Source organism: Nocardioides aurantiacus (assembly GCF_003752505.1).
Lineage (GTDB): Bacteria > Actinomycetota > Actinomycetes > Propionibacteriales > Nocardioidaceae > Marmoricola > Marmoricola aurantiacus.
In genome coordinates, this window is sequence record NZ_RKHO01000001.1 from 2,839,685 (window position 1) to 2,864,816 (window position 25,132).

General features: G+C 73.7%; 27 protein-coding genes. 13 read left to right on the top strand and 14 right to left on the bottom strand.

The window, feature by feature from the left end:
• The first annotated feature begins 26 nt into the window (after window positions 1–26).
• Complete coding sequence (locus EDD33_RS13830) at window positions 27–1,337, top strand: nicotinate phosphoribosyltransferase (protein WP_123391541.1); 1,311 nt, start codon at window positions 27–29, stop codon at window positions 1,335–1,337.
• 9 nt (window positions 1,338–1,346) lie between these two features.
• The gene (locus EDD33_RS13835; protein ID WP_123391543.1) at window positions 1,347–1,922 is read left to right on the top strand and encodes a nicotinamidase; all 576 of its coding nucleotides are present in this window, start codon (window positions 1,347–1,349) and stop codon (window positions 1,920–1,922) included.
• A gap of 6 nt (window positions 1,923–1,928) precedes the next feature.
• Here the strand turns inward: EDD33_RS13835 and EDD33_RS13840 are convergent, their stop codons facing one another.
• Window positions 1,929–2,699 (bottom strand): enoyl-CoA hydratase-related protein, encoded by a 771-nt coding sequence (locus tag EDD33_RS13840; RefSeq protein ID WP_123391545.1) that lies wholly within the window; start codon window positions 2,697–2,699, stop codon window positions 1,929–1,931.
• Between the two features lie 70 nt (window positions 2,700–2,769).
• On the opposite strand from EDD33_RS13840, the gene EDD33_RS13845 reads away from it, so the two are divergent.
• Together EDD33_RS13845 and EDD33_RS13850 are read left to right on the top strand one after the other, a co-directional pair.
• A complete protein-coding gene (locus tag EDD33_RS13845) occupies window positions 2,770–3,441 on the top strand; it encodes a metallophosphoesterase family protein (RefSeq protein ID WP_123393434.1) in 672 nt (223 codons plus the stop codon).
• 20 nt (window positions 3,442–3,461) lie between these two features.
• Window positions 3,462–4,349 carry a ParB/RepB/Spo0J family partition protein gene (locus tag EDD33_RS13850; RefSeq protein WP_170169829.1) on the top strand — a complete coding sequence of 296 codons (888 nt, stop codon included), beginning with the start codon at window positions 3,462–3,464 and terminating at the stop codon, window positions 4,347–4,349.
• Window positions 4,350–4,411: 62 nt separating this feature from the next.
• On the opposite strand, the gene EDD33_RS13855 is transcribed toward EDD33_RS13850, so the two are convergent.
• The 7 genes from EDD33_RS13855 to EDD33_RS13885 all read right to left on the bottom strand — a co-directional run bounded on the left by EDD33_RS13855 (window position 4,412) and on the right by EDD33_RS13885 (window position 12,196).
• The gene (locus EDD33_RS13855; protein ID WP_123391547.1) at window positions 4,412–5,602 is read right to left on the bottom strand and encodes an ABC transporter ATP-binding protein; all 1,191 of its coding nucleotides are present in this window, start codon (window positions 5,600–5,602) and stop codon (window positions 4,412–4,414) included.
• A gap of 30 nt (window positions 5,603–5,632) precedes the next feature.
• Window positions 5,633–6,472 carry a carbohydrate ABC transporter permease gene (locus tag EDD33_RS13860; RefSeq protein WP_123391549.1) on the bottom strand — a complete coding sequence of 280 codons (840 nt, stop codon included), beginning with the start codon at window positions 6,470–6,472 and terminating at the stop codon, window positions 5,633–5,635.
• Window positions 6,473–6,521: 49 nt separating this feature from the next.
• Entirely contained in the window at window positions 6,522–7,451 is a 930-nt protein-coding gene (locus EDD33_RS13865; protein WP_281274176.1) for a carbohydrate ABC transporter permease, read from the bottom strand.
• Complete coding sequence (locus EDD33_RS13870; protein ID WP_123391551.1) at window positions 7,448–8,716, bottom strand: ABC transporter substrate-binding protein; 1,269 nt, start codon at window positions 8,714–8,716, stop codon at window positions 7,448–7,450. The genes EDD33_RS13865 and EDD33_RS13870 overlap by 4 nt, the downstream gene beginning before the upstream one ends.
• 74 nt (window positions 8,717–8,790) lie before the next feature.
• A complete protein-coding gene (locus tag EDD33_RS13875) occupies window positions 8,791–10,476 on the bottom strand; it encodes a glycoside hydrolase family 13 protein (RefSeq protein ID WP_123391553.1) in 1,686 nt (561 codons plus the stop codon).
• A complete protein-coding gene (locus tag EDD33_RS13880; protein WP_170169830.1) occupies window positions 10,473–11,009 on the bottom strand; it encodes a DUF1697 domain-containing protein in 537 nt (178 codons plus the stop codon). Before EDD33_RS13880 ends, EDD33_RS13875 begins: the two co-directional genes overlap by 4 nt.
• Entirely contained in the window at window positions 11,006–12,196 is a 1,191-nt protein-coding gene (locus EDD33_RS13885) for a homogentisate 1,2-dioxygenase (RefSeq protein WP_123391555.1), read from the bottom strand. Before EDD33_RS13885 ends, EDD33_RS13880 begins: the two co-directional genes overlap by 4 nt.
• Before the next feature lie 37 nt (window positions 12,197–12,233).
• Here EDD33_RS13885 and EDD33_RS13890 point away from each other — a divergent pair, with 37 nt between their 5' ends.
• The 5 genes from EDD33_RS13890 to EDD33_RS13910 all read left to right on the top strand — a co-directional run bounded on the left by EDD33_RS13890 (window position 12,234) and on the right by EDD33_RS13910 (window position 16,391).
• Complete coding sequence (locus EDD33_RS13890; RefSeq protein ID WP_148077096.1) at window positions 12,234–12,995, top strand: hypothetical protein; 762 nt, start codon at window positions 12,234–12,236, stop codon at window positions 12,993–12,995.
• Window positions 12,992–14,152, top strand: coding sequence for a fumarylacetoacetate hydrolase family protein (locus EDD33_RS13895; protein WP_246003518.1), 1,161 nt, complete (start codon window positions 12,992–12,994; stop codon window positions 14,150–14,152). The genes EDD33_RS13890 and EDD33_RS13895 overlap by 4 nt, the downstream gene beginning before the upstream one ends.
• Window positions 14,153–14,358: 206 nt before the next feature.
• Window positions 14,359–15,294, top strand: a complete 936-nt coding sequence (locus tag EDD33_RS13900; RefSeq protein WP_123391558.1) for an NAD-dependent epimerase/dehydratase family protein — start codon at window positions 14,359–14,361, stop codon at window positions 15,292–15,294.
• Window positions 15,291–15,662 (top strand): VOC family protein, encoded by a 372-nt coding sequence (locus tag EDD33_RS13905; protein WP_211332551.1) that lies wholly within the window; start codon window positions 15,291–15,293, stop codon window positions 15,660–15,662. The genes EDD33_RS13900 and EDD33_RS13905 overlap by 4 nt, the downstream gene beginning before the upstream one ends.
• A gap of 102 nt (window positions 15,663–15,764) precedes the next feature.
• Window positions 15,765–16,391, top strand: coding sequence for a hypothetical protein (locus EDD33_RS13910; RefSeq protein ID WP_148077097.1), 627 nt, complete (start codon window positions 15,765–15,767; stop codon window positions 16,389–16,391).
• A gap of 66 nt (window positions 16,392–16,457) precedes the next feature.
• Here the strand turns inward: EDD33_RS13910 and EDD33_RS13915 are convergent, their stop codons facing one another.
• Both EDD33_RS13915 and helR read right to left on the bottom strand, forming a co-directional pair.
• On the bottom strand, window positions 16,458–16,916 hold the full coding sequence (locus EDD33_RS13915) for a hypothetical protein (RefSeq protein WP_123391562.1): 459 nt from the start codon (window positions 16,914–16,916) through the stop codon (window positions 16,458–16,460).
• Window positions 16,913–19,087: an RNA polymerase recycling motor ATPase HelR gene (gene helR, locus EDD33_RS13920; protein WP_123391564.1), complete on the bottom strand. Its 2,175-nt coding sequence runs from the start codon at window positions 19,085–19,087 to the stop codon at window positions 16,913–16,915. The genes EDD33_RS13915 and helR overlap by 4 nt, the downstream gene beginning before the upstream one ends.
• A 99-nt stretch (window positions 19,088–19,186) precedes the next feature.
• Between helR and EDD33_RS13925 the strand changes: the two genes are divergently transcribed.
• Window positions 19,187–19,486 carry a DUF1905 domain-containing protein gene (locus EDD33_RS13925; protein ID WP_123391566.1) on the top strand — a complete coding sequence of 100 codons (300 nt, stop codon included), beginning with the start codon at window positions 19,187–19,189 and terminating at the stop codon, window positions 19,484–19,486.
• Between the two features lies 1 nt (window position 19,487).
• Here EDD33_RS13925 and EDD33_RS13930 read toward each other — a convergent pair whose 3' ends face one another.
• The 3 genes from EDD33_RS13930 to EDD33_RS13940 all read right to left on the bottom strand — a co-directional run bounded on the left by EDD33_RS13930 (window position 19,488) and on the right by EDD33_RS13940 (window position 21,923).
• Window positions 19,488–20,042 carry a (2Fe-2S)-binding protein gene (locus tag EDD33_RS13930; RefSeq protein ID WP_123391568.1) on the bottom strand — a complete coding sequence of 185 codons (555 nt, stop codon included), beginning with the start codon at window positions 20,040–20,042 and terminating at the stop codon, window positions 19,488–19,490.
• Between the two features lie 91 nt (window positions 20,043–20,133).
• Window positions 20,134–21,120, bottom strand: a complete 987-nt coding sequence (locus tag EDD33_RS13935) for a phytanoyl-CoA dioxygenase family protein (protein ID WP_123391569.1) — start codon at window positions 21,118–21,120, stop codon at window positions 20,134–20,136.
• Window positions 21,111–21,923 carry a class I SAM-dependent methyltransferase gene (locus EDD33_RS13940; protein ID WP_123391570.1) on the bottom strand — a complete coding sequence of 271 codons (813 nt, stop codon included), beginning with the start codon at window positions 21,921–21,923 and terminating at the stop codon, window positions 21,111–21,113. The genes EDD33_RS13935 and EDD33_RS13940 overlap by 10 nt, the downstream gene beginning before the upstream one ends.
• Before the next feature lie 65 nt (window positions 21,924–21,988).
• Between EDD33_RS13940 and EDD33_RS13945 the strand changes: the two genes are divergently transcribed.
• The 3 genes from EDD33_RS13945 to EDD33_RS13955 all read left to right on the top strand — a co-directional run bounded on the left by EDD33_RS13945 (window position 21,989) and on the right by EDD33_RS13955 (window position 24,130).
• Window positions 21,989–22,879, top strand: coding sequence for a class I SAM-dependent methyltransferase (locus EDD33_RS13945; protein ID WP_123391571.1), 891 nt, complete (start codon window positions 21,989–21,991; stop codon window positions 22,877–22,879).
• 61 nt (window positions 22,880–22,940) lie between these two features.
• Complete coding sequence (locus EDD33_RS13950) at window positions 22,941–23,471, top strand: CsbD family protein (RefSeq protein WP_123391572.1); 531 nt, start codon at window positions 22,941–22,943, stop codon at window positions 23,469–23,471.
• An 11-nt stretch (window positions 23,472–23,482) separates the two neighbouring features.
• Entirely contained in the window at window positions 23,483–24,130 is a 648-nt protein-coding gene (locus tag EDD33_RS13955) for a hypothetical protein (protein ID WP_123391573.1), read from the top strand.
• A gap of 68 nt (window positions 24,131–24,198) precedes the next feature.
• Here the strand turns inward: EDD33_RS13955 and EDD33_RS13960 are convergent, their stop codons facing one another.
• A complete protein-coding gene (locus EDD33_RS13960) occupies window positions 24,199–25,077 on the bottom strand; it encodes an AMIN-like domain-containing (lipo)protein (RefSeq protein ID WP_148077098.1) in 879 nt (292 codons plus the stop codon).
• Window positions 25,078–25,132 lie beyond the last annotated feature (55 nt).

Consider the following 25,132-nt stretch of genomic DNA (forward strand, 5'->3'; position numbering starts at 1 on the left):
CACGCGGCCAGCCCTAGTGTGTCCCGGTGACCTCGACTCCCGGTGCCGCAGCGTCGACCGCCCTGCTCACCGACCACTACGAGCTGACGATGCTGCAGGCCGCGCTGGCCAGCGGCGCGGCCCACCGGCGCTCCTTCTTCGAGCTGTTCCCACGCCGGCTGCCGGCCGGTCGCCGCTACGGCGTGGTCGCCGGGGTGGGGCGCGCGCTGGACGCCCTGGAGTCGTTCCGGTTCGGCGAGGCCGAGCTGGCGTTCCTGCGCGAGGAGCGCATCGTCGACGAGCCGACGCTGGCGTGGCTGGCCGACTACCGCTTCCACGGCAACGTCTGGGGCTACCCCGAGGGCGAGATCTACTTCCCCTACTCCCCCCTGATGGTCGTCGAGTCGACCTTCGCGGAGGCCGTGGTGCTCGAGACCGTGCTGCTCTCGATCTACAACCACGACTCGGCGATCGCCTCGGCGGCCTCGCGGATGACCTGGGCGGCCGGCGAGCGTCCCTGCATCGAGATGGGCGCCCGGCGTACGCACGAGGGGGCGGCGGTGGCCAGCGCCCGGGCGGCGTACGTCGCCGGCTTCACCGCCACCTCCAACCTCCGCGCCCGCCAGAAGTACGGCGTCCCCAGCACCGGCACCAGCGCGCACTCCTTCACGCTGCTGCACGACTCCGAGACCGACGCCTTCCGCGCCCAGGTCGCCTCGCTGGGGCGCGGCACGACGCTGCTGGTCGACACCTACGACATCGCCGAGGCCGTCCGGCTCGGCGTCGAGGTGGCCGGCTCCGAGCTCGGCGCGGTGCGCATCGACTCCGGCGACCTCGGCGTGCTCGCCCACGAGGTGCGCCACCAGCTCGACGACCTCGGCGCCCACGACACCCGCATCATCGTCACCAGCGACCTCGACGAGTTCGCGATCGCCGGGCTCGCCTCGGCCCCCGTCGACGGCTACGGCGTCGGCACCCAGCTGGTCGTGGGCAGCGGCCACCCGACCTGCGGCTTCGTCTTCAAGCTGGTGGCCCGCGAGGACGACCGCGGCACGCTCGTCGGGGTCGCCAAGAAGAGCACCGACAAGATCTCGATCGGCGGCCGCAAGTACGCCCTGCGTCGGCTCTCGCCCCAGGGCGTCGCCGAGGCCGAGGTGGTCGGCATCGGCTCCCCCGCGGTCAACGACGGCGACGACCGGCCGCTGCTCACCCCGCTGGTGCGCGACGGCGAGGTCGTCGGCCGCGAGCCGCTCAAGGCCGCCCGGGCGCGGCACCTCCGCTCGCGCGACGAGCTGCCCCAGGTCGCGCGGCAGCTGTCCAAGGGCGACCCCGTGATCGAGACCGTCCACGAGCGGTAGCCTCCGCGCATGAAGAGCGCCCTGATCGTCGTCGACGTCCAGAACGACTTCTGCGAGGGCGGCTCGCTGCCCGTCAGCGGTGGTGCGCGCGTCGCCGGCGAGGTCTCGCAGCTGCTGCGGGCGTGGTCGGCAGGCGGGTCCGGCGCTCCGTCGTACGACGTGGTGGTGGCGACGAAGGACCACCACGTCGACCCGGGCGACCACTGGTCCAGCAACCCCGACTACGTCGACACCTGGCCGGTGCACTGCGAGGTCGGCACGGACGGCGAGGAGTTCCACCCCGCCCTGGAGCACCGGCCCTTCGACGAGGTGTTCCGCAAGGGGCGCCACGAGGCGGCGTACTCCGGGTTCGAGGGCACCTCCCCCGACGGGGAGAAGCTCGCCTCCTGGCTCCGCGACCGCGGCATCGAGCAGGTCGACGTCTGCGGCATCGCCACCGACCACTGCGTCCGCGCCACCGTCCTCGACGCCGTCGGCGAGGGCTTCGAGACCCGCGTCCTCACCGACCTCTGCGTCGGCGTGGCCCCCGAGTCCACCGAGGCCGCCCTCGCCGCCTTCCGCGACGCCGGCGCCCACCTCACCTGACCCCGGCTACTCGCCGGTGAAGGTCGGGCGGCGCTTGGCGGCGAAGGCGGCCATGCCCTCGGCCGCGTCGGCGGTGCGGAGCAGGACCGACTGGCCCGAGCGCTCGCGGGCGAAGGCGCCCTCGAGGTCACCCAGGGTGGTGGCGTTGACGGCCTTCTTGGTCGCGGCGTACGCCAGGGGCGGGCCGGCCGCCACCCGGGCCACCACGTCGGCCAGGCCCTGCTCGTAGTCGGCGTCGTCCACGACGTGGCTGACCAGCCCGGCCGCGTGGGCCTCGTCGGCGTCGATGCGCTCGGACAGCAGCGCCAGGCGCATCGTCCGGGCGCGGCCCACGGCCGCGGCGACCAGGGCGGTCGCGCCGCCGTCGGGCATCAGGCCGATCCGGGTGAAGGCCAGGGTCAGGGAGGCCGAGCGCGTCGCGACGACCAGGTCGCAGGCCAGCGCCAGCGGCATCCCGACGCCGGCGGCGACGCCGTTGAGGCCGCAGACGACGGGGACGGCGAGGTCGGTGACCGCGCGGACCAGCGCGTTGGCGCCGTCGACCGAGCCGCCGTCGTACTTCCCGGCCGGGTCCTCGCCGCCGAGGTCGGCCCCGGCGCAGAAGGCCGCGCCGGTCCCGGTGAGCACGACGACCCGGACGTCCGCGTCGGCGGTGGAGCCGCGCAGCGCCTCGGCGAGGTCGGCGACCATCTCGCCGGTGAGGGCGTTGGAGGAGTCGGGGCGGTCGAGGGTGAGCCACAGCGCAGCGCCCTCGCGTCGTACGAGCAGGTCGGCCATCGCCCCACTGTGCCCCGGGCCCCCGCCGAGGCGTGTGCATGACCCGCGCCACGCCGGTAGTGTCCGGGTGATGGTCACCACCCTGGTCGTCGCCGACGAGATCGCGTCGAACCTGCAGGACCACACCCTGCGGGACATCGCGCCGGGTCTCGTCCTGTCCGCGGGCGACCTGCCGTGGGACTACCTCGAGTGGATCGCCTCCACCGTCAGCTGCCCCGTCGTCTTCGTGCCGGGCAACCACGACCCCGAGGTCAGCCGGGCGCGCGAGTCCCGCAACGGCGTCTGGACCCTCGACGGCCGCTGGGCCGACTCCCCCCGCCCCGCCGGCGTGATCCACGCCGACCAGGAGGTCGTGGAGGTCGCCGGTCTCCGCATCGCCGGGCTCGGCGGCTGCGTGCAGTACCGACCCGGCCCGCACCAGTACACCCAGCGCCAGTTCAACGGCCGCGCCGGCCGGCTCGTTCGCAAGGCCCGCCGCCGCGGTCCGGTCGACGTGCTGCTCACCCACGCGCCGCCGTTCGGCCTCGGTGACGAGGACGACGGCCCGCACGTCGGGATCGAGGCGCTGCACGGCGTGCTCGAGCGGCTGGAGCCGACCTGGCACCTGCACGGCCACATCCACCCGTTCGGGATGCCCAAGCCCGACCGCACCGTGGGGCGTACGACGGTCCGCAACGTGATCCCCTGGCGCGTAATCGACATCACCGCCCGCACCGGGTCGATCGCGACGCAGTCGGCCTGAGGACGGGGGATGATGGAGTCATGGTGAGAGACACCGGCTCCCCCCGCGCCGATGCCGAGAACGACTTCCTGCGCGCCCGCAGGCACCAGACCCTGTCCCAGCTCGCCGGGTGGCTGCGCGCCGACACCGAGTCGGCCAAGGAGAGCCTGTCGTTCTCCGAGGTCGTCAAGGCGCTGGGCCGCCGCGGCGAGCACTCGCTCGGCATCCAGGTGATCCCGCTGGACCGCATCGTCGGGTCGGTCGACAAGGTCCGCGACTTCGACCGCCGCTTCCGTCCCACCACCGACAAGAGCCGCCAGCGCTGGGAGCAGATCGCCCGGAAGACCCGCGAGGGCCACTACTTCCCGCCGATCGACGTCTACAAGCTCGGCAACCTCTACTTCGTGCGCGACGGCCACCACCGCGTCTCCGTCGCCCGCTCGCTGGGGACCCGCGAGATCGAGGCGATGGTCACCGAGATCGAGACCGTCATCGACACCGAGGGCATCGGCGGCCGCCGCGACCTGGACGGCAAGAACTGGGGCCTGCGGTTCCTCAAGCGGGTGCCGCTCACCGGTCACCGCCGCGCCGAGATCAACTGCACCCGCCCCGACGACTACCACCGGCTCGCCGAGATGGTCGAGGCGTGGGCCTGCCGGCTGATGCACGCCGAGCGCGCCTACTTCGACGAGGAGACGATGGCGCGGCGCTGGTTCGACGAGGAGTACACGCCCGTCCTGCAGATGATCGACGACGCCGGGGTGCGCGGTCCGCTGGAGACCGGCGCCGACGCCTACATCCGCGTGGCCGGCGAGCGCTACCGCCTGATCCGTGAGCACGCCTGGAACACCGAGGTCCTCCAGATGATCCGCGACCAGCAGGAGCGTGCCCGCCGGCGCTCGAGCCCCGGCGGGGCCGTCCGCGCGTGACTGACGCCTGGCCGACCCCCGACCCGGCGCCGGCCCGGGCTGAGCCCCGGGCCGGACCCGGATCAGCTCGCAGCGCCCGCCCGCTCGTGCGACTCGTGGGTGAGGTTCTCGCCGGTCTCGCCGTCGAAGACGTGCATCTTCGCGGTGTCGACCCACAGCTGCGCCTGCTGGCCCGACCGCACGTGCGCCGCCGCGTCGAGGCGGGCGTTGACCTGCGTGCCCTCGCTGTGCATGTCCTGGCCGGAGTCGGCCGCGAGGTCGTCGAGGTCCCGCGAGGTCGCGGTCGAGCCGCGCACGCTGAAGTAGGCGTAGACGTCGGAGCCCATCGACTCCACCAGGTCGACCGGCACCTCGAAGGTCGAGCCCGGCTTGTCGCCCACCAGGGCGGCGTCCTCGAAGTGCTCGGGCCGGATGCCGACGATGACCTCACGACCCTTGCTGCGCTCGACCGCGCGACGGATCCGATCGGGCATCTGCAGCTGGCCGAGGCCGGTGGCGAGCGCCTCCCCCTCGATGGTGGCGGGCAGGAAGTTCATCGAGGGGCTGCCGATGAAGCCGGCCACGAACAGGTTGCGCGGCTGCTCGTAGAGCTCGGTCGGCGAGCCGACCTGCTGCACGATGCCGCCACGCATCACCACGACGCGGTCGCCGAGCGTCATCGCCTCGGTCTGGTCGTGGGTGACGTAGAGGGTGGTCGTGGCCAGCGACTTCTGGATCCGCGAGACCTGGGTGCGCATCTGCACGCGCAGCTTGGCGTCGAGGTTGGACAGCGGCTCGTCCATCAGGAACGCCTTGGGGCTGCGGACGATCGCGCGCCCCATCGCGACCCGCTGCCGCTGGCCGCCGGAGAGGTTGGCCGGCTTGCGGTCGAGGTGCTGGGTCAGCTCCAGCATGGTGGCGGCCTCGTCGACCTTGCTCTTGATGGTGGCCTTGTCGACGCCCGCGAGGGTCAGCGGGAACGCCATGTTCTCGCCCACCGTCATGTGGGGGTAGAGCGCGTAGGACTGGAACACCATCGCGATGTCGCGGTCCTTGGGCGCCTTGTCGTTGACCACCTTGCCGTCGATGCGCAGCTCGCCCTGGGTGATGTCCTCCAGCCCGGCGACCATGTTGAGGGTGGTGGACTTCCCGCAGCCCGAGGGGCCGACCAGGATGATGAACTCGCCGTCGGCGATGGTCAGGTTGAAGTCGTCGACGGCCAGGGCCCCGTCGGGGTAGCGCTTGACGACGTGGTCCAGGACGATTTCAGCCACGGGGTGCTCCTTTGTTGGTGGTCGCGGGCCCTAGCCCTTGACCGCTCCGGACGTGAGGCCGGCGACGATCCGCCGCTGGAAGAACAGCACGAAGATGACGATCGGGATGGTGATGATGACCGCGGCGGCGGCCACCGCGGCGACGGGCTTCTCGAACGTCGTCGCGCCGGTGAAGTAGGACATCGCCGCGGGCACCGTGCGGGCGCTGTTGGTCGAGGTCAGCGAGATCGCGAACAGGAAGTCGTTCCAGCAGGCGATGAAGACCAGGATCGCGGTGGTGAACACCCCGGGCATGGCCAGCGGCGCGATCACCTTGCGGAAGGCCTGGTACGGCGTGGCGCCGTCCATCTTGGCGGCCTTCTCCAGCTCCCACGGGATCTCCCGGAAGAACGCCGAGAGGGTGTAGATCGCCAGCGGCAGCGCGAAGGTGATGTAGGGCAGGATCAGGCCGAGCCAGGTGTCGAAGATCCCGATCGTCGTCCACATCTTGAACATCGGCGTCACCAGCGCGATCTGCGGGAACATCGAGATCAGCAGCGACATCGCCACGATGGTCCGCTTGCCGGGGAACTCCAGCCGGGCGATGGCGTACGCCGCCATGGTGCCCAGCAGCAGCGCCACGAACGTCGCGATCACGCAGATCCCGATGGAGTTGATGAGCGCCCGGACGAAGTCCTCGTTGGCGAAGATCTCGCTGTAGGCCTCCCCGGTCGGCTTGCGGACGAGGAAGTTGCCGTCGTTGAGGGTGTCGTCGCCCTTGAGCGAGAGCGACACGATCCACACGACGGGGATGAAGGCGTAGAGCAGCACGATCAGGTCGACCGCGGCCCAGCCGGCCTTCTTGGTGGGCGTGATGGTGTCGGCGCTCATGCGGGGCCCCCTGTCGAGCGCGAGCGGAGCGAGTGGTCGGCTGGGGTGCTCAACGCGACTCCCCCTGTCCGGGCGCGGAGGCCCCGAAGAGCTTCACGAACAGGAACGCGATGATCGCGATGGTGATGAAGATCAGCACCGCCATCGTCGAGCCGATGCCGAGGTTGAGCCCGCGGATCAGGTTGTTGTAGGCGACCATCGACACCGACGAGGTGTCGTTGGCCCCGCTCGTCAGCACGAAGATGTTGTCGAAGACCCGGAACGCGTCGAGGGTGCGGAACAGCAGCGCGACGAGGATCGAGGGCTTGATCAGCGGGACGGTGATCTTCCAGAACCGCTGCCACGCGGTGGCCCCGTCCATCGAGGCGGCCTTGAGCAGGTCCTCGGGCACCAGCGCCAGGCCGGCCATCAGCAGCAGCGCCATGAACGGCACCGTCTTCCAGACCTCGGCCAGGATGATGATCCAGATCGAGGACCAGCGGTCGGTCAGCGGCGCGGCGTCGCCGGCGAGCCAGCCGATGTCCTGGGTCCAGGCGAACCGCCAGGAGAAGGCGGCCACGACGGTGACGATGGCGTAGGGCACCAGCGCCGAGGTGCGGACCAGGCCGCGGCCCACCAGGGTCCGGTGCATCACCACCGCGAGCATCATGCCGAAGACGAGCTCGAGGAAGGCGCTGATGACCGTGATGAACATCGTCAGCCCGAAGGCCGTCCACCAGATCGGGCTGGTCAGCACGGTGACGTAGTTGGAGAACCCGACGAACTCGTTCTGCCCCGGCAGCCGCAGGTCGGCGCGGAAGAAGGACAGGTAGATGGCGTAGAGGATGGGGTACGCCGTGACGGCGAGCATGAACACGACCGCCGGGGCGCAGAGCAGCATCCCCAGCTTGCGCTCGGCCCGCTTGCCGTCGCTGGCGCGCTTCTTGGCGATCTCCACCGCCTCGTCGGCGCCGGTCGGCTGCTGCAGGGTGGTGCTCACGGCAGGATCCCCTTCCCGTCGATGGCGTCCTGGATGGCCGACTTCAGCTCCTCGGCCGTGGCCTCGGGATCGATCTGGCTGGGCGGCGAGAGCGTGCTGGACACGATGGTCGAGATGTTCTGGTAGAGCGGCGTGATCGGCCGCGGGACGGCCGTCTCGAGCTCGTTGAGCATCTCCGGGCCCATCGGGTAGGCCTCCTTGAACTCCGCCTCCTCGTAGACGCTGGGCGCGACCGGCGGGTCACCGGACTCCAGCGAGGTCTCCAGCTGGTGCTCGGGGGTGCGCAGGCACATCGCGGCGTCGAAGGTCTCCTCCGGGTGCTTGCTGTAGGTGCTGACCGCGTAGTTCATGCCGCCGAGCGTGGCCCGGGGCTTCTCGCCCTCGGCGAACTCGGGGAGCTCGGAGTAGCCGAGATCGTTGGCGACGTCCTCGTTGGCGGCCTTCATCGCCGAGAGCACGTAGGGCCAGTTCATGATGAACGCGGCCTGCTCGTTCTGCATCTGGGCGAAGATCTCGGGCTCCTGGCTGTTGGACAGCGAGGCGCTCGCGACGCCGCTGTCGGCCAGGCCCTTGAGGATCTCCAGCGCCTGCACCGTCTTGTCGTCGACGGTCACCTCGGTGCTGTCCTCGTTGACCAGGGTGCCGCCCAGCGAGGACAGGATGGTGTTGAAGGCGACGACGTAGCCCTCGTACTGCGCGGCGGTGATGCCGACGACGTAGGGCTTGTCCTCCTCCTTGAGCGCCTTGGCCTGCTCGATCACGCCGTCCCAGGTGGTCGGCGGGTCGGGCACCAGCGACTTGCGGAACCACAGCAGCTGCACGTTGGTGTGCTTGGGGACGCCGTAGAGCTTGTCCTCCCACATCGCGGTGTCGATGGTCGGCTGGAGCGTGTCCTTCGTGCCGGCGTCGGCCTGCTCCGGGGTCAGCTCGCGGATCCAGCCGGCCTCGGCGAACTCGGCCGTCCAGGTGACGTCCATGCCCAGCAGGTCCAGGCTGTCGTCCCCGGCGGCGAGGCGGCGTACGAGCTGCTCGCGCTGCCCGTCGGCGTCGCTCGGGAGCAGGTTGCCGACGATGCGGTACGCGCCGTCGGCCTGCTCGTTGCAGTCGGCGATGATCTTGTCGAACCCGGCGGCGGACGCACCGCCGTACAGGTTGATGACGGGGACGCCCCCGTCACCGCCGCCGCAGGCCGAGAGCAGGCCGCAGGCGAGGACACCGGTGGCGGCGGCACCCACCAGGCGCTGAGGACGTGGACGACGACGCATGGCTGCTCCTCGGTCCCCCGCACGGAAGTGGGATCGCGCTCACGTGACCTGGATCACAACGGGGAGACAGCAACCTAGCCGCGGGCGGGGTCCTCCACAAGCATCCAGACCGTCGCGTCCGCCGGGAGGGACGAGCCGCCGACCTCGGTGGAGGACACCAGCACCTCGCCCGCGGGCAGGTCCACCGGGCCGCCACCGACGTTCGTCAGCACGCGCACGGCGGGCCGACCCGCCGCCGTGAGGTCGAAGGCCACGACGTGCTCGGGGTCGCCGGCGTCCTCGACCCAGGACAGCTCGCGCACGCCGAGCCCGTGCTCGCGGCGCAGCCGCAGCAGGGTGCGGTAGAGCTCGAGCGTCGAGCCCTCGACGCCGGTCTGGCGGTCCACGGCCAGCTCGCCGTACGCCGCGGGCTGCGGGAGCCAGGAGGCCTCCGTCGGTCCGAAGCCGTACGACGGGGCGTCGCCCTCCCACGGCATCGGGACCCGGCAGCCGTCGCGGCCCCACTGGGTCTGCTCGGAGCGGAACCAGGTCGGGTCCTGGCGGACCTCGTCGGGCAGCTCGGTGGCCTCGGGCAGGCCGAGCTCCTCGCCCTGGTAGAGGTACGCCGACCCCGGCAGCGCCAGCATCATCGCGGTCGCCGCCCGGGCCCGCCGCAGGCCCAGCTCGGCGTCGGGCTGCGGGTCACCGGGGCCGATGCCGCCCATGCGGGACGGGCCGGGCGTGGGCTCGAAGCCCAGCCGGGAGGCGTGCCGGACGACGTCGTGGTTGGACAGCACCCAGGTCTGCACGGCGCCGTGGGGCGCCACCGCGGCCAGGGAGTCGGTGATCGAGGCGCGCAGCGCCGGCGCGAGCCACGGCGTGACCAGGAACGGGAAGTTGAAGCCCTGGTGGAGCTCGTCGGGACGGACGTAGGCGGCCAGCGCCTCGGCCGGGGTCACCCACGCCTCGGCGCACAGGATCCGGTCGGCGTCCTCCCCGGGGCGGGCGTAGGAGTCGGTCACCGTGCGCCAGCGGCGGTAGATGTCGTGCACCCCGGGCTGGTCCCACATCGGGTGGTCCGAGGTGCGTCCCACCATCTCGTGGCTGAGCACGGCGTCGTCGGGGAGGCCCTCGGCCTTGACCATGCCGTGGGCCACGTCGATGCGGAAGCCGTCGACGCCGCGGTCGAGCCAGAAGCGCAGGTTGCGCTCCATCTCGTCGCCGACCTCGGGGTTGTCCCAGTCGAAGTCGGGCTGGGTGACGTCGAAGAGGTGGAGGTACCACTGCCCCGGCGACCCGTCGGCCTCGGTGACGCGCGTCCACGCAGGGCCGCCGAAGTTGCTGATCCAGTTGTTGGGCGGCTCGGCGCCGTCGGGGCCCTTGCCGTCACGGAAGATGTAGCGGGCCCGCTCGCGGCTGCCGGGCGCGGCGGCCAGCGCCTCGGTGAACCACACGTGGTCGCTCGAGGAGTGGTTGGGGACGATGTCGACGATGATCCGCAGGCCCAGCTCGTGGGCGCGGGCGATCATCGCGTCGGCGTCGGCGAGCGTGCCGAAGCGCGGGTCGACGTCGCGGTAGTCGGCGACGTCGTAGCCCGCGTCGTGCTGCGGCGAGGTGTAGAAGGGCGAGAGCCAGATCGCGTCGATGCCGAGGTCGCGCAGGTGCGGCAGCCGCGAGGTGATGCCGGGCAGGTCACCCATGCCGTCACCGTCGGCGTCGGCCCAGGAGCGCGGGTAGACCTGGTAGATGACGGCGTGACGCCACCACTGCTGGGAACTCATGGGGACCACTTCTCGGAGAGGGTGCGGAGCACGGTGAGGTTGCGGTTGGTCGAGACCCCGAACGCCCGGTTCACGGCGGCACGCGGCGGCTTCGCCTCACCGAACGCGACATCGTAGAGGAGGTGGACGGCCCGCTCCCGCACCAGGGCCCGGGCCCCGGGGACGCCCCCCTCGATCAGCGCGGCGGCGGCCGCGTCGGGTCGGTCGGCCAGCAGCTCGACGTACTGGCGCCAGGCCGGGTCGCCGTGCTCGACGCGCACCGCGTCGGCGTCCGCGACCACCTGCACCAGCTCGGCCGGGGTCAGCAGCACGACCGGGACCTCGAAGCCGCGGTCGGCGAGCATCGCCGCCTCGAGCGCCGCCACGACCCGCTCCCGGCTGCGCATCCGGGTGCGCACCCGCACGTTGCCGGTCTGGATGTGGGTCTCGACGTCCTCGAACCCGGCCGCGGTGAGCGCGGCGCGCAGCTCGGCCATGGGGTACTGCCGCTTGCCGACGTTGACCGCCCGGAGGAAGCCGATCCAGGTGCTCACGCGGGGCCGCGGCCCGACCAGGTCCAGGCGTACGCCGGGTCCTCGACCGCCAGCGCGAGCTCGCCCAGCTCCAGCGGCCGGAAGGTGTCGACCATGACCGCGAGCTCGTCGAAGTACTCCGCCCCGATCGAGGCCTCGATCGCGCTGGGCTGCGGGCCGTGGGCGTGGCCGCCCGGGTGGAGCGAGACCGACCCGATCCCGATGCCCGAGCCCTTGCGCGCCTCGTAGTCGCCGCCGACGTAGAACATGACCTCGTCGGAGTCGACGTTGGAGTGGTAGTAGGGCACCGGCACCGACTGCGGGTGGTAGTCGACCTTGCGGGGGCAGAACGCGCAGACCACGAACCCACCCGCCTCGAAGACCTGGTGGACCGGCGGCGGCTGGTGGACCTTGCCGGTGATGGGCATGAAGTCCTCGACGTTGAACGTGTAGGGGTAGAGGCAGCCGTCCCAGCCCACCACGTCGAGCGGGTGCGTGGCGTAGGTCAGCCGGCTGCCGACGATGCCGGCGGGCCCGTGGCCGCGGTGCTTGACCAGCACCTCGACGTCGCTCGCCCCGTCGCCGTCGAGCAGCAGCGGCTCGGTGGGGCCGTGCAGGTCGCGCTCGCAGTACGGCGCGTGCTCGAGCAGCTGGCCGTAGCGGGACAGGTAGCGCTTCGGCGGCGCGACGTGGCTGCTCGACTCGATCGCGTAGAGCCGGCTCGGCTCCGCGGGCACCCAGCGGTGGGTGGTCGCGCGGGGCACCACCACGAAGTCGCCGGTGCGGTAGGCCAGCGCCCCGAACACCGTCTCCACCGTGCCGCTGCCCTGCTCGACGTAGACGCACTCGTCGCCGACGGCGTCGCGGTACCACGCCGAGGTCTCCCCCGACACGACGTAGGAGATCCGCACGTCGGCGTTGCCGAGCACGAGCCGCCGCCCGGTCACCGGGTCGCCACCGGGCGGCTGGTCGTGCAGCCGGAGGTGACGCGGCTTCAGCGGGTGGTTGGCCTGCGTCGCCAGGTCGGGCAGCTCCCACACCCGGCTGTCGACGATCGCCGACGGGACGCCGCGGTGGTAGAGCAGCGAGGAGTCGCTGGAGAACCCCTCCTCCCCCATCAGCTCCTCGTACCGCAGCGCGCCCGCCTCGTCGCGGAACGCGGTGTGCCGGGTGCGCGGGACGTCGCCGACGCAACGGTAGTAAGCCACGCCTGCCACCCTGCCCGCCGTCCTCTAGCCTCGCAACATGCCTGCTCCGTGGCGCCACGCCCTGCTCGACGACGCGGCGGTGCTGCCGCCGCGCGGACTCCTCCTCGCCCGTGCCCTCGGGGCGCACGCGCCGCTGCGGCGCGGCGACCTCGGCGACGCCGTCGGGGGCTTCGCGGTGACCGACCGCGAGCTGTCCCACCTCCGCAGCGGCGACCTGCCGGTGCACCTGCGCGTGACGGGCGGCGCGGGGATGCTGGAGGCCGCGCTGCGGTCGCTGGCGACCAGCGACCTCGCCGTACGACGGATCGAGATCGCCCTGCGCGACGAGGCCGACCTCGCCCACAACGCGCGACGCGTCGTGCAGGTGCTCGACGTGACCGACGCCCCCGACGACCTCGCGGTCCACGTCGCGCTGCCGGTGCTCACGGGCGAGCCCACCGCGGGGTGGCTGGGCGCTCTCGACGAGCTGGCCGCGCGCGAGCTCGGCGTGCTGCTCACCCACGCACCCGGCCCGGGGACCGCCGCCGCGATCGAGGCGGCGCTCGACCGCGAGCTGCCGCTCGCCCTGCTCGGCGAGGGCCTCGACGACGCGCTGACGGCGCTGCACGCGGTGCGGGTCGCGCTCGACGGCGACGGACCGGCCGCGGTCGCCGCCGCGCTCACCGACGCCGACGCCGCCGTGGCCTGGGTCCGCGACGACCCGGACGCCGCGCGTCGTACGCGGCGGTGGTGCGTCTCGGTCGCGGTGCCCGACCTGGGCGCCGCCCTGGACGACCTGGCGGCGCGGGACCTGCCGTGAGCTCCGCGGCCGGGGCGGTCTCGTGGGTCGAGGGCGCGAGCGGGTCCGGGCACGACGTCGACCACCTCCCGATGGCCGTCGTGGTCGGGGCGGGCGGGACGCCGTACGTCGGGGTCCGGGTGGGCGACCTGGTGCTCGACCTCGGCCGCCTCACCGGTGACCCCGTGCACGCCGCGCCGTCGCTCGGCCCGTTCCTCGCCCGGGGCCCCGCGCTGTGGGCGAGCACGCGCGCGAGCGTCGTCGAGGCGCTGACCGACCCGGGCCGTCGCGCCCGGGTCGAGCCGCTGCTGGCACCGGTCGCCGACGTCGCGGCGCTGCTGCCGTTCGAGGTCGCCGACTACGTCGACTTCTACTGCTCGCGGCAGCACGCGACCAACGTCGGCCGGCTGTTCCGCCCCGACGCCGCCGACCCGCTCCCCGAGGCCTGGCGGCGGCTGCCGATCGGCTACCACGGCCGGGCCGGGACGGTCGTCGTCTCGGGCACCGACGTCCGGCGACCGCGGGGCCAGCGGCCGTCGTACGGCCCGACGGAGGAGCTCGACCTGGAGGCCGAGCTCGGCTTCGTCGTCGGGGCCCCCTCGGTGCACGGGACGCCGGTGCCGACCACGGCCTTCCGCGACCACGTCTTCGGCGTGACGCTGCTCAACGACTGGTCGGCGCGTGACGTGCAGGCCTTCGAGTACCGCCCGCTCGGGCCGTTCCTCGGCAAGTCCTTCGCCACCTCGATCAGCGGCTGGGTCACCCCGCTCGCCGCGCTCGAGGCCGCCCGCGTCCCGCTCCCCGGCCAGGACCCGCCCCCGCCGGCGCACCTCGCGGTCGCCGAGCCCGCCGGCTACGACGTGGCCGTCGAGGTGGTGGTCGACGGCGAGGTGGTCAGCCGCCCGCCGTACGCCGCGACGTACTGGTCGCCCGCGCAGATGCTCGCCCACCTGACCGCCAACGGCGCCTCGCTGCGCACCGGCGACCTCTACGCCAGCGGCACCATCTCCGGCGACGCACCCGACCAGGTCGGCTCGCTGCTCGAGCTGCACCGCGGCGAGCGCTTCCTCCCCGACGGCGCCGAGGTCGTCCTGCGCGCCAGCGCCCCCGGCGCGCTCGGCGGCCGGATCACCCTGGGCGAGGTCACCGGCCGCGTCCTGCCCGCGCTCACCGACTGAACGGGGCCGTTCCCCCCGGGGCGGACCCGACGGACGATCAGTTCGCAGCAGGGCGCGGGCCGGTGAGCGTGACGCGCTCCCCCGGCCGGAACGAACTGATCGTCAGTTCGGCGTGGCCGACCCGTGTCCGTGACCCGTCGAGCCTCGGGACGGTCGCCGCGCAACCTCCTCGACCACCCCGACGGGCTGCGTGCTTGGCTGGGGACATGACCGAGTCGAGCAGCACCACGTCCTCCCCTGGCTCCTCCCCCGTGGTCGTCGTCACGGGGGCCAACGGCCTCGTCGGGGCCCGCACCGTCGAGGCCCTCGTCGAGCGGGGCGCCTCCGTCCGAGCGGTCGTACGCCGCGCCGGCACCGCGCCCGACCTCGCCGGCGTCGAGGAGCACGTCGGCGACTTCTTCGACCCCGACCTCGCCGAGACGGTGGTGCAGGGCGCCGACGCCGTGGTCACCACCGTGCACCCCATGGGCTCCGACCTCGAGACCCAGCACCGCATCGCCGTCGAGGGCACGCCGGTCCTGGCCCGGGCCGCCCGGGACGCCGGGGTGACCCGGCTGGTCCACGTCTCGACCGCGGCCGTCTACGACCGCTCCCCCGAGGCCGGCGACGTCGACGAGGAGTCGCCGCTGGTGGGCGAGGACGGCGGCGACTACCCCGTGACCAAGCTGGCCACCGACCGCGCGCTGGCCGAGGTCGACGGCCTCACCACGGTGCTGCTCCGACCGCCGGCCATCCTCGGCGCGGGCGAGACCTCGGTGTGGAACACGCTCCGGCCCGCGCAGGTCCGCGACGACGAGTCCGCCCGCAGCGCCCACCCCGACGCCACCTTCCCGTGGGTGCACGTCGACGACCTCGCCGCCGTCGCCGCGGACCTCGCCGCCGGCCGCATCCCCAGCGGCTCCGACCCCGCGACCGGTCCCGTCGAGGGCGGCTGCACGCCGCTCAACGTCACCGGCGAGCGGGCGACCCAGCGCGACTACCTCGGCACCGTCACCGGCGCCCTCGGCGTCGACCCGGTGTGGGAGGACGGCCCGACCTGGACGGGACGCTTCTCGGCCGACCGCGCCCACGCGTGGGGCTGGGCCCCGCAGGTCGGACTGACGCAGGCGCTGTCGGAGATCGACGCCGGGCTCCGCGGATGACCCAGGAGATGCGGCTCGAGCTGATCCCGCTGCCGTGCACCGACGTCGACGTCGCCACGGCGTTCTACGTCGACCAGGTCGGCTTCGGGCTCGACCACGACGTCGAGCCCGGCAACGGCATGCGGGTGGTGCAGCTGACCCCGCCCGGGTCGGCCTGCTCCATCGTGATCGGCGTCGGCATCAGCGACCCCGACGCCCCGCGGCTGCGGGGGCTGCACCTCGCGGTCGACGACCTGGACGCCGTACGCCGGACGCTCCTCGAGCGCCAGGTGGAGGTCTCCGACGTCGACGACCTGGGCGGGGTGCTCTACGCCCACTTCGAGGACCCCGACGGCAACGGCTGGACGCTGCAGCAGGTCCCTCACTAGCCTCCGGGCCGGTTCCCGGTCCACGAGGACGAACCGCGTCGGGCCGGGCCGTGCCGCTGCTACCTTGACCGCCACGACCGGACGGCACCACGGGGGAACGGCATGTCTCGGATGCACACGCGTCGGCTGACCACGGCCGCGTGCGGGCTCGCGCTCCTCGCCGCCCTCGGCGCCTGCGGGTCCGGCTCGGACGAACCGTCCGGCTCCGGCGGGGCGACCTCGTCGAGCGAGCCCTCGGAGTCCTCCTCCGGCAGCGACGCCGTCGCGACCGAGGACCTGGCCGACCCGGGCGAGGACCTGCTCGACGGTCCCAGGCTGGGGGTGGTGTTCGAGGGCACCGACCAGCGCCTGACGTGGCGCTTCCCGGAGAGCTACGAGTCCGAGACCGCCCAGCAGGCGACGTCCGGCGAGGGCGCCGAGACCTACGAGATGACGATCGGGTTCAAGGCCGGCACCACCGCCCAGGCGGAGGGCGAGTCGGTCACCGAGGGCATGGAGGGGGCGACGGTCGAGGAGGTGCAGGTGCGCGACAAGACCATGGTCACCACCGCGGCCGACACCGACGGCGGCAGCCTGCGGACCTTCTTCTGGACCCCCGAGGGCAGCGACACGACCTACGCGGTCCTCTTCTACGCGATCGGCACCTCGGTGACGGACACCCCGGCCGAGCGGCTCGACGAGCTCTACCAGACGATCGGCTCGCTCGCGGTCGACGACCGGACCGGATGACTGCTGCCCGACGTCCTGCCGGGTCGACCGGTCATCCGACCGGGCAGGTCGAGCCCGCCCCCGCCCTCAGGCGTCGCCGGCGGGCACGAGCGCGGCCAGCACGACACCCGCGTCCACGTCGCGCCGCAGGTCCTCGCGGGTGACGGTCCCGTCGGGTCCCACCGCGGCCTCGACGAGCAGCACCGCGGCCTGGCCCCCCTTCACGGCCCGGGAGAGCCAGGCGCGGTCGAGGCCGTGCAGCGGGATCCGGCTGGCGTCCTGTCCTCCCAGGCGCAGCAGCAGCTCGGCGCGGGTGCGGCCGGTGCGGGTCAGCAGGCAGCCGTTGGCGGGCTGCAGGTCGAGCTCGTCGGTCTCCACGACCGCACGGAACCCGCGCAGCCCGAACAGCTTCTTCATGGCGTCGTGGGCCGCGCCGTCCCGGTCTACGGGCACGGGCGGGAGCTGCAGGGCGAGGAAGTCGGGACCGACGTGGGTCGCCCACCGCACCTCGGGTCGCAGGTCGTCGTCGGGGGGAAGGTCGCTCACACGTCCAGCCTGTCAGGCGCCGGTGCGAGGACGACGAGCTGCTGGGTGGCGCGGGTCATCGCGACGTAGCGGTCGACCGCCCCCTCGATGCCCTCGCCGTACGACGCGGGGTCCACCAGCACGACGAGGTCGAACTCCAGCCCCTTGGCCAGCTCGGGGGTCAGCCGCCGGACGCGCGCCGAGTCGGGGCCGGTCGGCCCGGTGGCGATGACGCACGCCGTGCCCTCGGGGTGCTCGTCCAACCAGTCGGCGAGCACGGCGTCGAGGTCGGCGAGCGGGCGGCGTACGACGGGCAGGTGGGACTCGCGCACCGACGTGGGCACGTTGGCGTCGGGCAGCACCGCGCGGATCACCGGCTCGGCCTCGGCCATCACCTCGGCGGGCGTGCGGTAGTTGATGCTCAGCGAGGCCAGCCGGACCCGGTCGATGCCGACCCGGCCGAGGCGCTGGGACCACGACTCGGTGAAGCCGTGCCGCGCCTGCGCCCGGTCGCCGACCACGGTGAAGCTGCGCGACGGGCAGCGTTGCAGCAGCCCCTGCCACTCCGCGTCGGTGAGCTCCTGGGCCTCGTCGACCACGACGTGCGCGAACGGTCCCGCCAGCAGGTCGGGATCGGCGCGCCGCAGCTCGCCGTCGTCGACCAGGGCGTCACGGATGCCGTCCTGCCGCAGCTGTGCCATCAGACCCTCGTCGTCGTCCTGCTGGAGCATCTCGTCGACCACCCGGTCCATCCGCAGCCGCTCGGCCGCGACCACGGCGTCGTGGCGCCGCCGGCGGCGGGAGTCCTCGGGGTCCCCCAGCCGACGGCGGGCGGCGTCGAGCAGCGGCAGGTCCGCGGTGGTCCAGGCCTGCGGGTCCTCGCGCTGGAGCCTCCGCACCTCGTCGGGGGCGAGCCAGGGCGCGCACAGCCGGAGGTACGCCGGCACCTCCCACAGGTCGCCGACCACGTCGGTGGCCTCCAGCAGCGGCCAGGAGCCGCCGACGACGTCGACGAGCTCGTGGTTGCCCGCCAGCGACCGGGCGAGCAGGTCGGGCGGCACCTCCTCCTCGCTGGTGTCGGCGAGCCGGTCGGCGACGATCGCGACCAGCGCGTCCCACACCACGTCGCGCGCCTCGTTGTGCGGCGTGCCGGGGTCGGGGGCGCCGAACGCCTCGGTCCAGTCGGCGGGCCGCAGCCGCACGTCGCCCCAGGGCGTCGCGACCTCCACCGTCGAGCGCGGCGGCTGCTCGTGGAACCGCACCGCCGGCTCGAGCGCACCCACCATCGCGGCCGACGCCTTGAGCCGCGCCACCTCCGGGTCGGTCTCGGCCCGCGCCGAGGCCCCCTCGGGCACGAGGTCGCGCAGCGTACAGGTCTGCACCCCCTCCTCCCCCAGGCTCGGCAGCACGTCGGAGACGTAGGCGAGGTAGGGCTGGCTCGGCCCGACCACGAGCACGCCGCCGCGGCGGTCGCCCAGCCGCGGGTCGGAGTAGAGGAGGTACGCCGCGCGGTGCAGCGCCACGACCGTCTTGCCGGTGCCCGGCCCGCCGTCGACCACGAGGGTGCCGCGCGACCCGGCGCGGATGATCGCGTCCTGGTCGGACTGGATCGTGCCGAGCACGTCGCGCATCCGGGTCGACCGGCTGCTGCCGAGGCTGGCCACGAACGCCGACTGGTCGTCGAGGGCCGCGTGCCCCTCGAGCCCCTCGGGGGTGAACACCTCGTCCCAGTAGTCGGTGATCCGCGCCTTGCCCCACCGGTAGCGCCGCCGGCTGGCCAGCCCCATCGGGTCGGCGTGGGTGGCGCCGAAGAACGGCTCGGCCGCCGGCGAGCGCCAGTCGACGAGCAGCCGCCGACCGTCCCGGTCGGTCAGCCCGGTGCGTCCGACGTACGTCGCCCCGGAGCCGTCGGCGGGCACCATCCGGCCCAGGCACAGGTCGAGGCCGAAGCGTCGTACGGTGCGCAGCCGGGCCGCCAGCCGGTGCACCTCCTGGTCGCGGTCCAGCGCCGCCTGGCCGGTGCCCCCGGGGGCTCGACGGGCCTCGTCGAGGCGCGCGGTGAGGTCGGCCAGCGCGTCGTCGATGCTGCGCCCGATCGCGGCGAAGTGCTCCTCGTCGGCGCTCACCAGGGCCGCGTCGGCCTTGGCCGGGTGCTCGGTGAGCGCGAAGACGCTCGTCGTGCCGGTGCTCACGTGGGTTCCCTGTCGTGGTGCGGTCGTGGTGCCGTCGTGGTGCGGGGGTCGGGCCGCGGTCGGGCTCCATCCTCCCGGGTCCCGGGTGATACTCGCCGGGTGGACGTCGAGTTCGTGGGTGAGGTCGTGGAGTGGCGCGGCCCGGCGCCGTACTGGTTCCTGCGCGTCCCGGCCGAGGAGAGCGAGGACATCAAGCTCGCCGCCAGGGGGCTGGAGTACTGGGGCCAGGTGCCGGTGACCGTGCGCATCCGCGGCACGGTCTTCACGACCGCGCTGTTCCCCCGGCACGGCTGCTACCTGGTGCCGCTCAAGGTCGCCGCGCGTGAGCGCGCCGGGATCGACCTGGAGACCGACCGCGAGCTCGCCGCCGGGCTCGACGTCGGGCGGACGGACCGCTGACTCAGCCCGCGTCGTAGGCCGGGTGGTGGCTGCTGACCTTCCGGGCCGCGGCGAGGTGGCCGCCGAGGTAGGCGCCCGCTCCGGAGACCGTGGCACCCGCGAGGCCGAGGGTGCGGCCGGTGTCGTGGTCGCCCCGGCGCCGGGCGAGGTAGGACGCGGCGTACAGGCCGATCGCGACCGCGTTGGTGCCGGCGTGCACCAGCCCGACCCGCTGGTCGCGTGGGCCGCTGCCGGACCACTCGGCCCAGCCGGTCCAGGCCGTCGGGCCGGCCGCGAGCAGCCCCGTGGCGACGAGCGTCCGGGCCGACCCGGCGGCGTCGCGGCCGCCGACGAGGTCGAGCACGGTCGCCGAGGTCCAGCTGCCCATCACCAGGTCGGTGAGCAGCGGGTGCAGGGCGTGGCCGAGCCAGTCGCCGCGCAGGACCCGGCCGCGCACCCCGCTGCCGAAGAGCTTCGTGACGTGCGGCCGCAGCGCCCGGACGGGCGCGTCGAGGACGGCCGCGTCCTCGAGGGCGAGGGTGGCGCGGACGAGGGCGGGGCGGTGCTCGGTCGACATGGGGCCTCCTCGGTCGTCCCGGCGCGTCCGGGGTGGTGCCCACTGTGGTCCCGCCGGGCGTGGGCTGACAACCGTTCGTCCGCGCGGTGGGTCAGCCCGCGTGCCCACCGACCACGGGGTTGAGCTCGGAGGCGGCGAGCCCGCCCGGCTCCACGCCGGGGAGGAACTCGCGCCAGGTGCCGCTGATCAGCGTGGGCGACTCCACGACGCGGGCGCCATCGGCGAAGTAGGTCGTGGCCAGCGCCCGGCGGGGCTGCGTGGTCAGGTTGGGCCCGGCGGTGTGGAAGCACAGCGCCGAGTGGAACGACACGTCACCGACGGCGAAGGGCTGCGACTCGACCGCGACACCGCGCTCGGCGAAGCGCTCGGCGACGGCGGCGTCGTAGGACGTGCCGACCTTGTCGAAGGCGAGGTCGGCGACCTGCTCGCGGACGTCGCGCCCCCGGGCGAAGGACAGCGGCCCCATCCGGCCGGGGATGGCCGACATCGGCATCCACGCGGTGACCGCCTGGACCGTCTGCAGCGGGAAGTGCTCGCCGTCGTGGTGCCACGGCGTGCGGCCGCAGCCGGGCTCCTTGGACAGGGCGTTGTCGTGGTAGAGCCGTACGCCGGGCTCGCCCAGCAGCGACGCCGCCAGCCCTCCGACGCGCGGCGAGAGCGCGACCGCGCGCATCAGGTCGTCGTGCAGCCACATCTGCTCCAGTGCCGTGAACCGGCCGGCCACGTCGTCGCCGTGCTCGGCGCGCAGCAGCTCCTCGAGGCGCTCGGCCAGGCGGCGCACGACGGCCGGCGACAGCACGCCCGGCAGCCGCACGAAGGCGTCGCGGGCGAACGACGCCACGGCCGCGTCCGGCAGGTCGTAGGGCTCGGCGAGCTCGCGGACCAGCTGCTCGTCGGAGGCCGCCTCGACCTCCGGCAGTCCGGGGCCCTCGACGAGCTCGGTCGGGGCCTGCTCGTTGACGGCGAGCGTGACGTACCAGTCCCACCAGTCCTGGTCGTCGCCCGCCCAGTCCTGCTCCAGCCCGCCCTCGCGGTTCTGCGCGGGGAGCCGCTCGTTGACGTCGGGGTTCACAGCCACAGCAGTGCCGCCTCGTGCTCGAAGGTGTAGGAGCCGGCAGCGTCGCGGCAGGAGTCGAGGTAGTCGCCGAGCACCGGCGCCGCCTCCATCTCCTCCAGCGACACCCCGGTGTCGAAGGCGCAGCGTTGCAGGAAGCCCTCCGCGACGGTGCGGTCGCTCGTGCCGGTGCGGTAGCGCACCCGCTGCTCGCGGACGTCGGCCCCGGCGCCGACGAGGGCGTCGCGGACCTGCTCCGCGGTGGTGTACGGCGTCGCGTCGCGGACGCCGGCGCGGAACGCGTCGTAGAAGGCCAGGTAGTGCGAGGTGGCGGTGGCCTGTGCGACCAGGCCCAGCCCGCCCGGGGCGATCGCGCCGACGAAGCGCTCCGCGGCGGCGTCCAGCTCGGCCGGGGGCAGGGCGTAGAGCGCGTGGGTGGCCCAGACGACGTCGTACGCCGTGTGCTCGGGCGCCAGGTCCTGCAGCGTCGTGACCAGCTCGTGGCGCGCGACGAAGGGCGGCCGGAGCACGCCCCTCGCCTCCTGCACCGAGAACTCCGAGGGGTCGAGCAGGTCGTAGGCGAGGTCGGGCAGCCCGGCCAGGTCGGCGTGGCGCAGCAGCGCCGTGGGCCACTTGCCGCTGCCGCAGGCGACGTCGAGCAGCGACCAGCCCTCGTGCGCGCGCTCGGCGAGCAACGTGCGCCAGTCGGCGGCCAGCGCGAGCTGGCGGTAGTCCTCGGTGGCCAACGCGTAGAACGCCTCCATGCCGGTGCGCCCCGCCTCGCTCCAGTGCTCGAGGCTGCGTGCGGCGGTGTCGCCGGTGGTCATGGGAGCCCCTCACCCGGTCGCCGGATCGCGGCACCCGTGATGGGCCGCGTGCTTGACTCCCGGAAGTGACCAACCTAACCCGGACCCCCTCGCCGGGACCCGTGCCCCAGGTGCGGCAGGACGACGGGCCCGGTCTCCTGGACGCGCTGCGCGAGGCGCACCGCGGGGCCGGACCGCTCCCGGCGCTGGCCCCCGACGGGTACGCCCGCGACCACGCCGCCTTCGAGGCCCGCTCCGACCAGCGCGCGCTGATCGCCGACCACCTGTGCTCCCGGCTGGCCGGTCGTCCCAACGGCCCGGTCTCGGTGCTGTCGGTGGGCTGCGGCGACGGGGCGCTCGACGTCCGGGTCGCCGCGAGGGCCGTGGCCGCGCGTCCGGCCCGCCCGGTCCGCTACGTCGGGGTCGACCCGTGGGCCGGCAGCGCGGATTCCTGGGCCGCGGCGATGGCGGGGCTGCGCTGCGACGCGCTGAGCGCCGAGTCGCAGGTCGCGACGTTCGCCGACGCCCGACTGACGGGTCGGTTCGACGTCGTCACCTTCGTGCACTCGATGTACTACGTGCCCGACGTCGCGGCCGCGCTGCGGGCGGCGTACGACCTGCTGCGGCCGGGTGGCGAGCTGCTCGTGCTCAGCGGGCCCCGCGGCGTGCTCAACGCGCTCACCGACGTGCTCGCGCCCCCGGTTGCCGGGCACCGGCAGTGGTTCAGCGAGGACGTCGCCCGCGGGCTCGCCGACGCCGGTCTGCGCCCCGAGCCCACCACCACCCTGGCGGCGCGCCTCGACCTCGTCGGCGCGAGCGACCGGGTGCTCGACTTCACGGTGCAGGGCCGGCTCACCCCGCGGTTGCGACCGCTGGTGCGGGAGTACCTCGCGGCCGTGGCCCGCACCGACCCGGCGTACGACGGGCCGCGGGTGCCGCACCCCGTCGACGTCCACCGGGTCGTGCGCGCCGCCTGAACGGGACCAACGTCACACCGCGCCCTCGTCTCGGCCTCTCCCGCACCGGGCACGGTGAGGCATGAGCAACGACAACGCCGCACAGGCACGCGAAGGACTGCTGGACAGCGTCAAGGGCAAGGCCAAGGAAGTGGCCGGAGCCGTGACCGGGAAGGACGAGCTGGTCGAGGAGGGCCAGCTCCAGCAGGCCGAGGCGGCCAACCGCAAGCAGGCCGTTGCCGACGAGGCCGTCGCGGACGCCAAGCGCGAGGAGGCCTCGCAGGAGCTCCGCGAGACCAGCCGCGAGGCGGCCCGCGAGCAGGGCGAGGCCCAGAAGGACGCCGCCAAGGCGGAGTCCCAGGTCGAGGACCGCCGCGAGGGCGAGCACGCCGACGCCGAGCGCACCGCCGCGCAGCTCGCCGCCGCCGAGCGCGCCCAGGCCGAGCGCGACGCCGAGCAGCTCGCCGAGAAGAACCTGCAGGACGCGGAGCGCGAGGTGCGCTCCGCCGACGCCACCGAGCAGCAGGCCGCTGCCGAGAAGGCGCGCCTCGAGCGCGAGGCCGCCCAGGCCGACGTACAGGCCGCGCAGCTGCGCGCCGACACCGAGAAGTGAGGACCCACCCCATGATCAAGACCCTGATCGCCCTGCCCTACGAGATCGCCCGCTTCCCCCTGACGGTCGTCGACCGTCGGCTCAGCAGCCGGGTCGCCGACGACGCCCCCGCGCGTCTCGGCTTCGACCGCGTCGTCGGCTCCACCGACAAGCTGGCCGGCACGCTGCTCTTCAACGAGCAGCTGACCCAGCGCGGCACCGAGCGCCTGGAGCGCTCGGCCAAGCTCGCGACCGCCACCCAGCTCGAGGCCGAGGCCGCCGAGCGTCGCCGCGAGGCCTCCAAGAAGTCCGCCGCCGCGCGCCGCAAGGCCGCCAAGCAGCGCGAGCAGGCCCAGGACAAGGCCGCCTCCGGACTGCAGGAGGCCGACGTCGCCGAGGCCAAGGGCAAGGCCGAGGCCGAGAAGAAGGCCGCGCAGGTCGCCGCCGACAAGAAGGCCGCTGCCGACAAGAAGGCGCAGGCCCGCAAGGACGCCGTCGAGAAGCAGAAGGCCGCGGAGCAGAAGCGCGCCGAGGACAAGAAGGCCGCCGCCCAGCGCGAGGCCAAGGCGGAGCTCGACGACGCGAAGGCGTCGAAGAAGGCCGCCGACGACGCCCGCGCCGACGCCGAGCGCCTCGAGCAGCTCACCGAGACCAAGAAGCAGGCGCGCAAGGACAGCTGACCCGCTGACCTCCCGCTACGCCGGCAGCCCGTGACCTGGTGGTCACGGGCTGCTGTCGTCCGGGCAGGTCAGGGTTCGAGGCACTCCGGGATGGAGTCGCGACGGCCGGTGGGGGTCTCGGTCTGGCCCGCGGGGTCGTAGATCTTGACCCAGTCGACCGTCGGGAACTGCCTCAAGGTGGGGGCGATCTCACCTGCCACCGACACCGTCGACCCGCCGCTGCTGCACCCGCCCGTCAGCCGGACCCGGGCCACCTGGTCGGCGATCCGGAGGTCCCGGAAGCTCGTCGCGCCGGAGCGGAGCAGCTCCAGCCCGTCCGCCTTCTCCCCCGGCAGCGGCCCGGCGAAGAGCCGGTCCATGACACCCACGGCCGGCGTCCGGACGGGCACCGGACGCAGTCGTGCGCTGAAGTAAGGACGACGGCCCTCCGCGTAGTTGTCGCGGTCCAGGAAGTAGACCTTGCGCTGCACCGTCGGGAAGGCCGCTGCGACGTCGACCACGACCCGGCTCGGGTGGCGCAGCGTCGTGACCCGGACGGGCGTGCGCCGGGCGAGGCCGATGCCGTACGTCGTCACCGCCTCGAAGTCGCCGGCACGCACCGTGGTCATGATGTTGGGCAGGGCGAACGCCTTGCGCACCGCCGCCGTGGGGCCGTCCGCGTCGTGGGCCTGCGCCGGCTCGAACCGCACGCTGAGGACCGCGCGGCCGGCGATCCGCACCGGCTCACCCGACCCGTCGGCGGTCAGCGAGTCGACGTACCTCACCTGCCGGCTGGTGGGGAGCCCTCCGCGGAACTCGTAGACGATCCGGTCGAAGCCCGGGTGGTGCGCGGCGCGGATGGCGACGAGCGTCGGTGTGGGCGGCGGTGCGGCAGTCGTGGCCGGGACGGTCACGACGCCGACCAGGACGACGAGCAGGAACACGCAGCCGCGAAGCAGGAGACGCATGGGGCACCACCGGTGAGAGTGAGGGTGAGCTGACTCCTCACCATGGGTCCCGGGC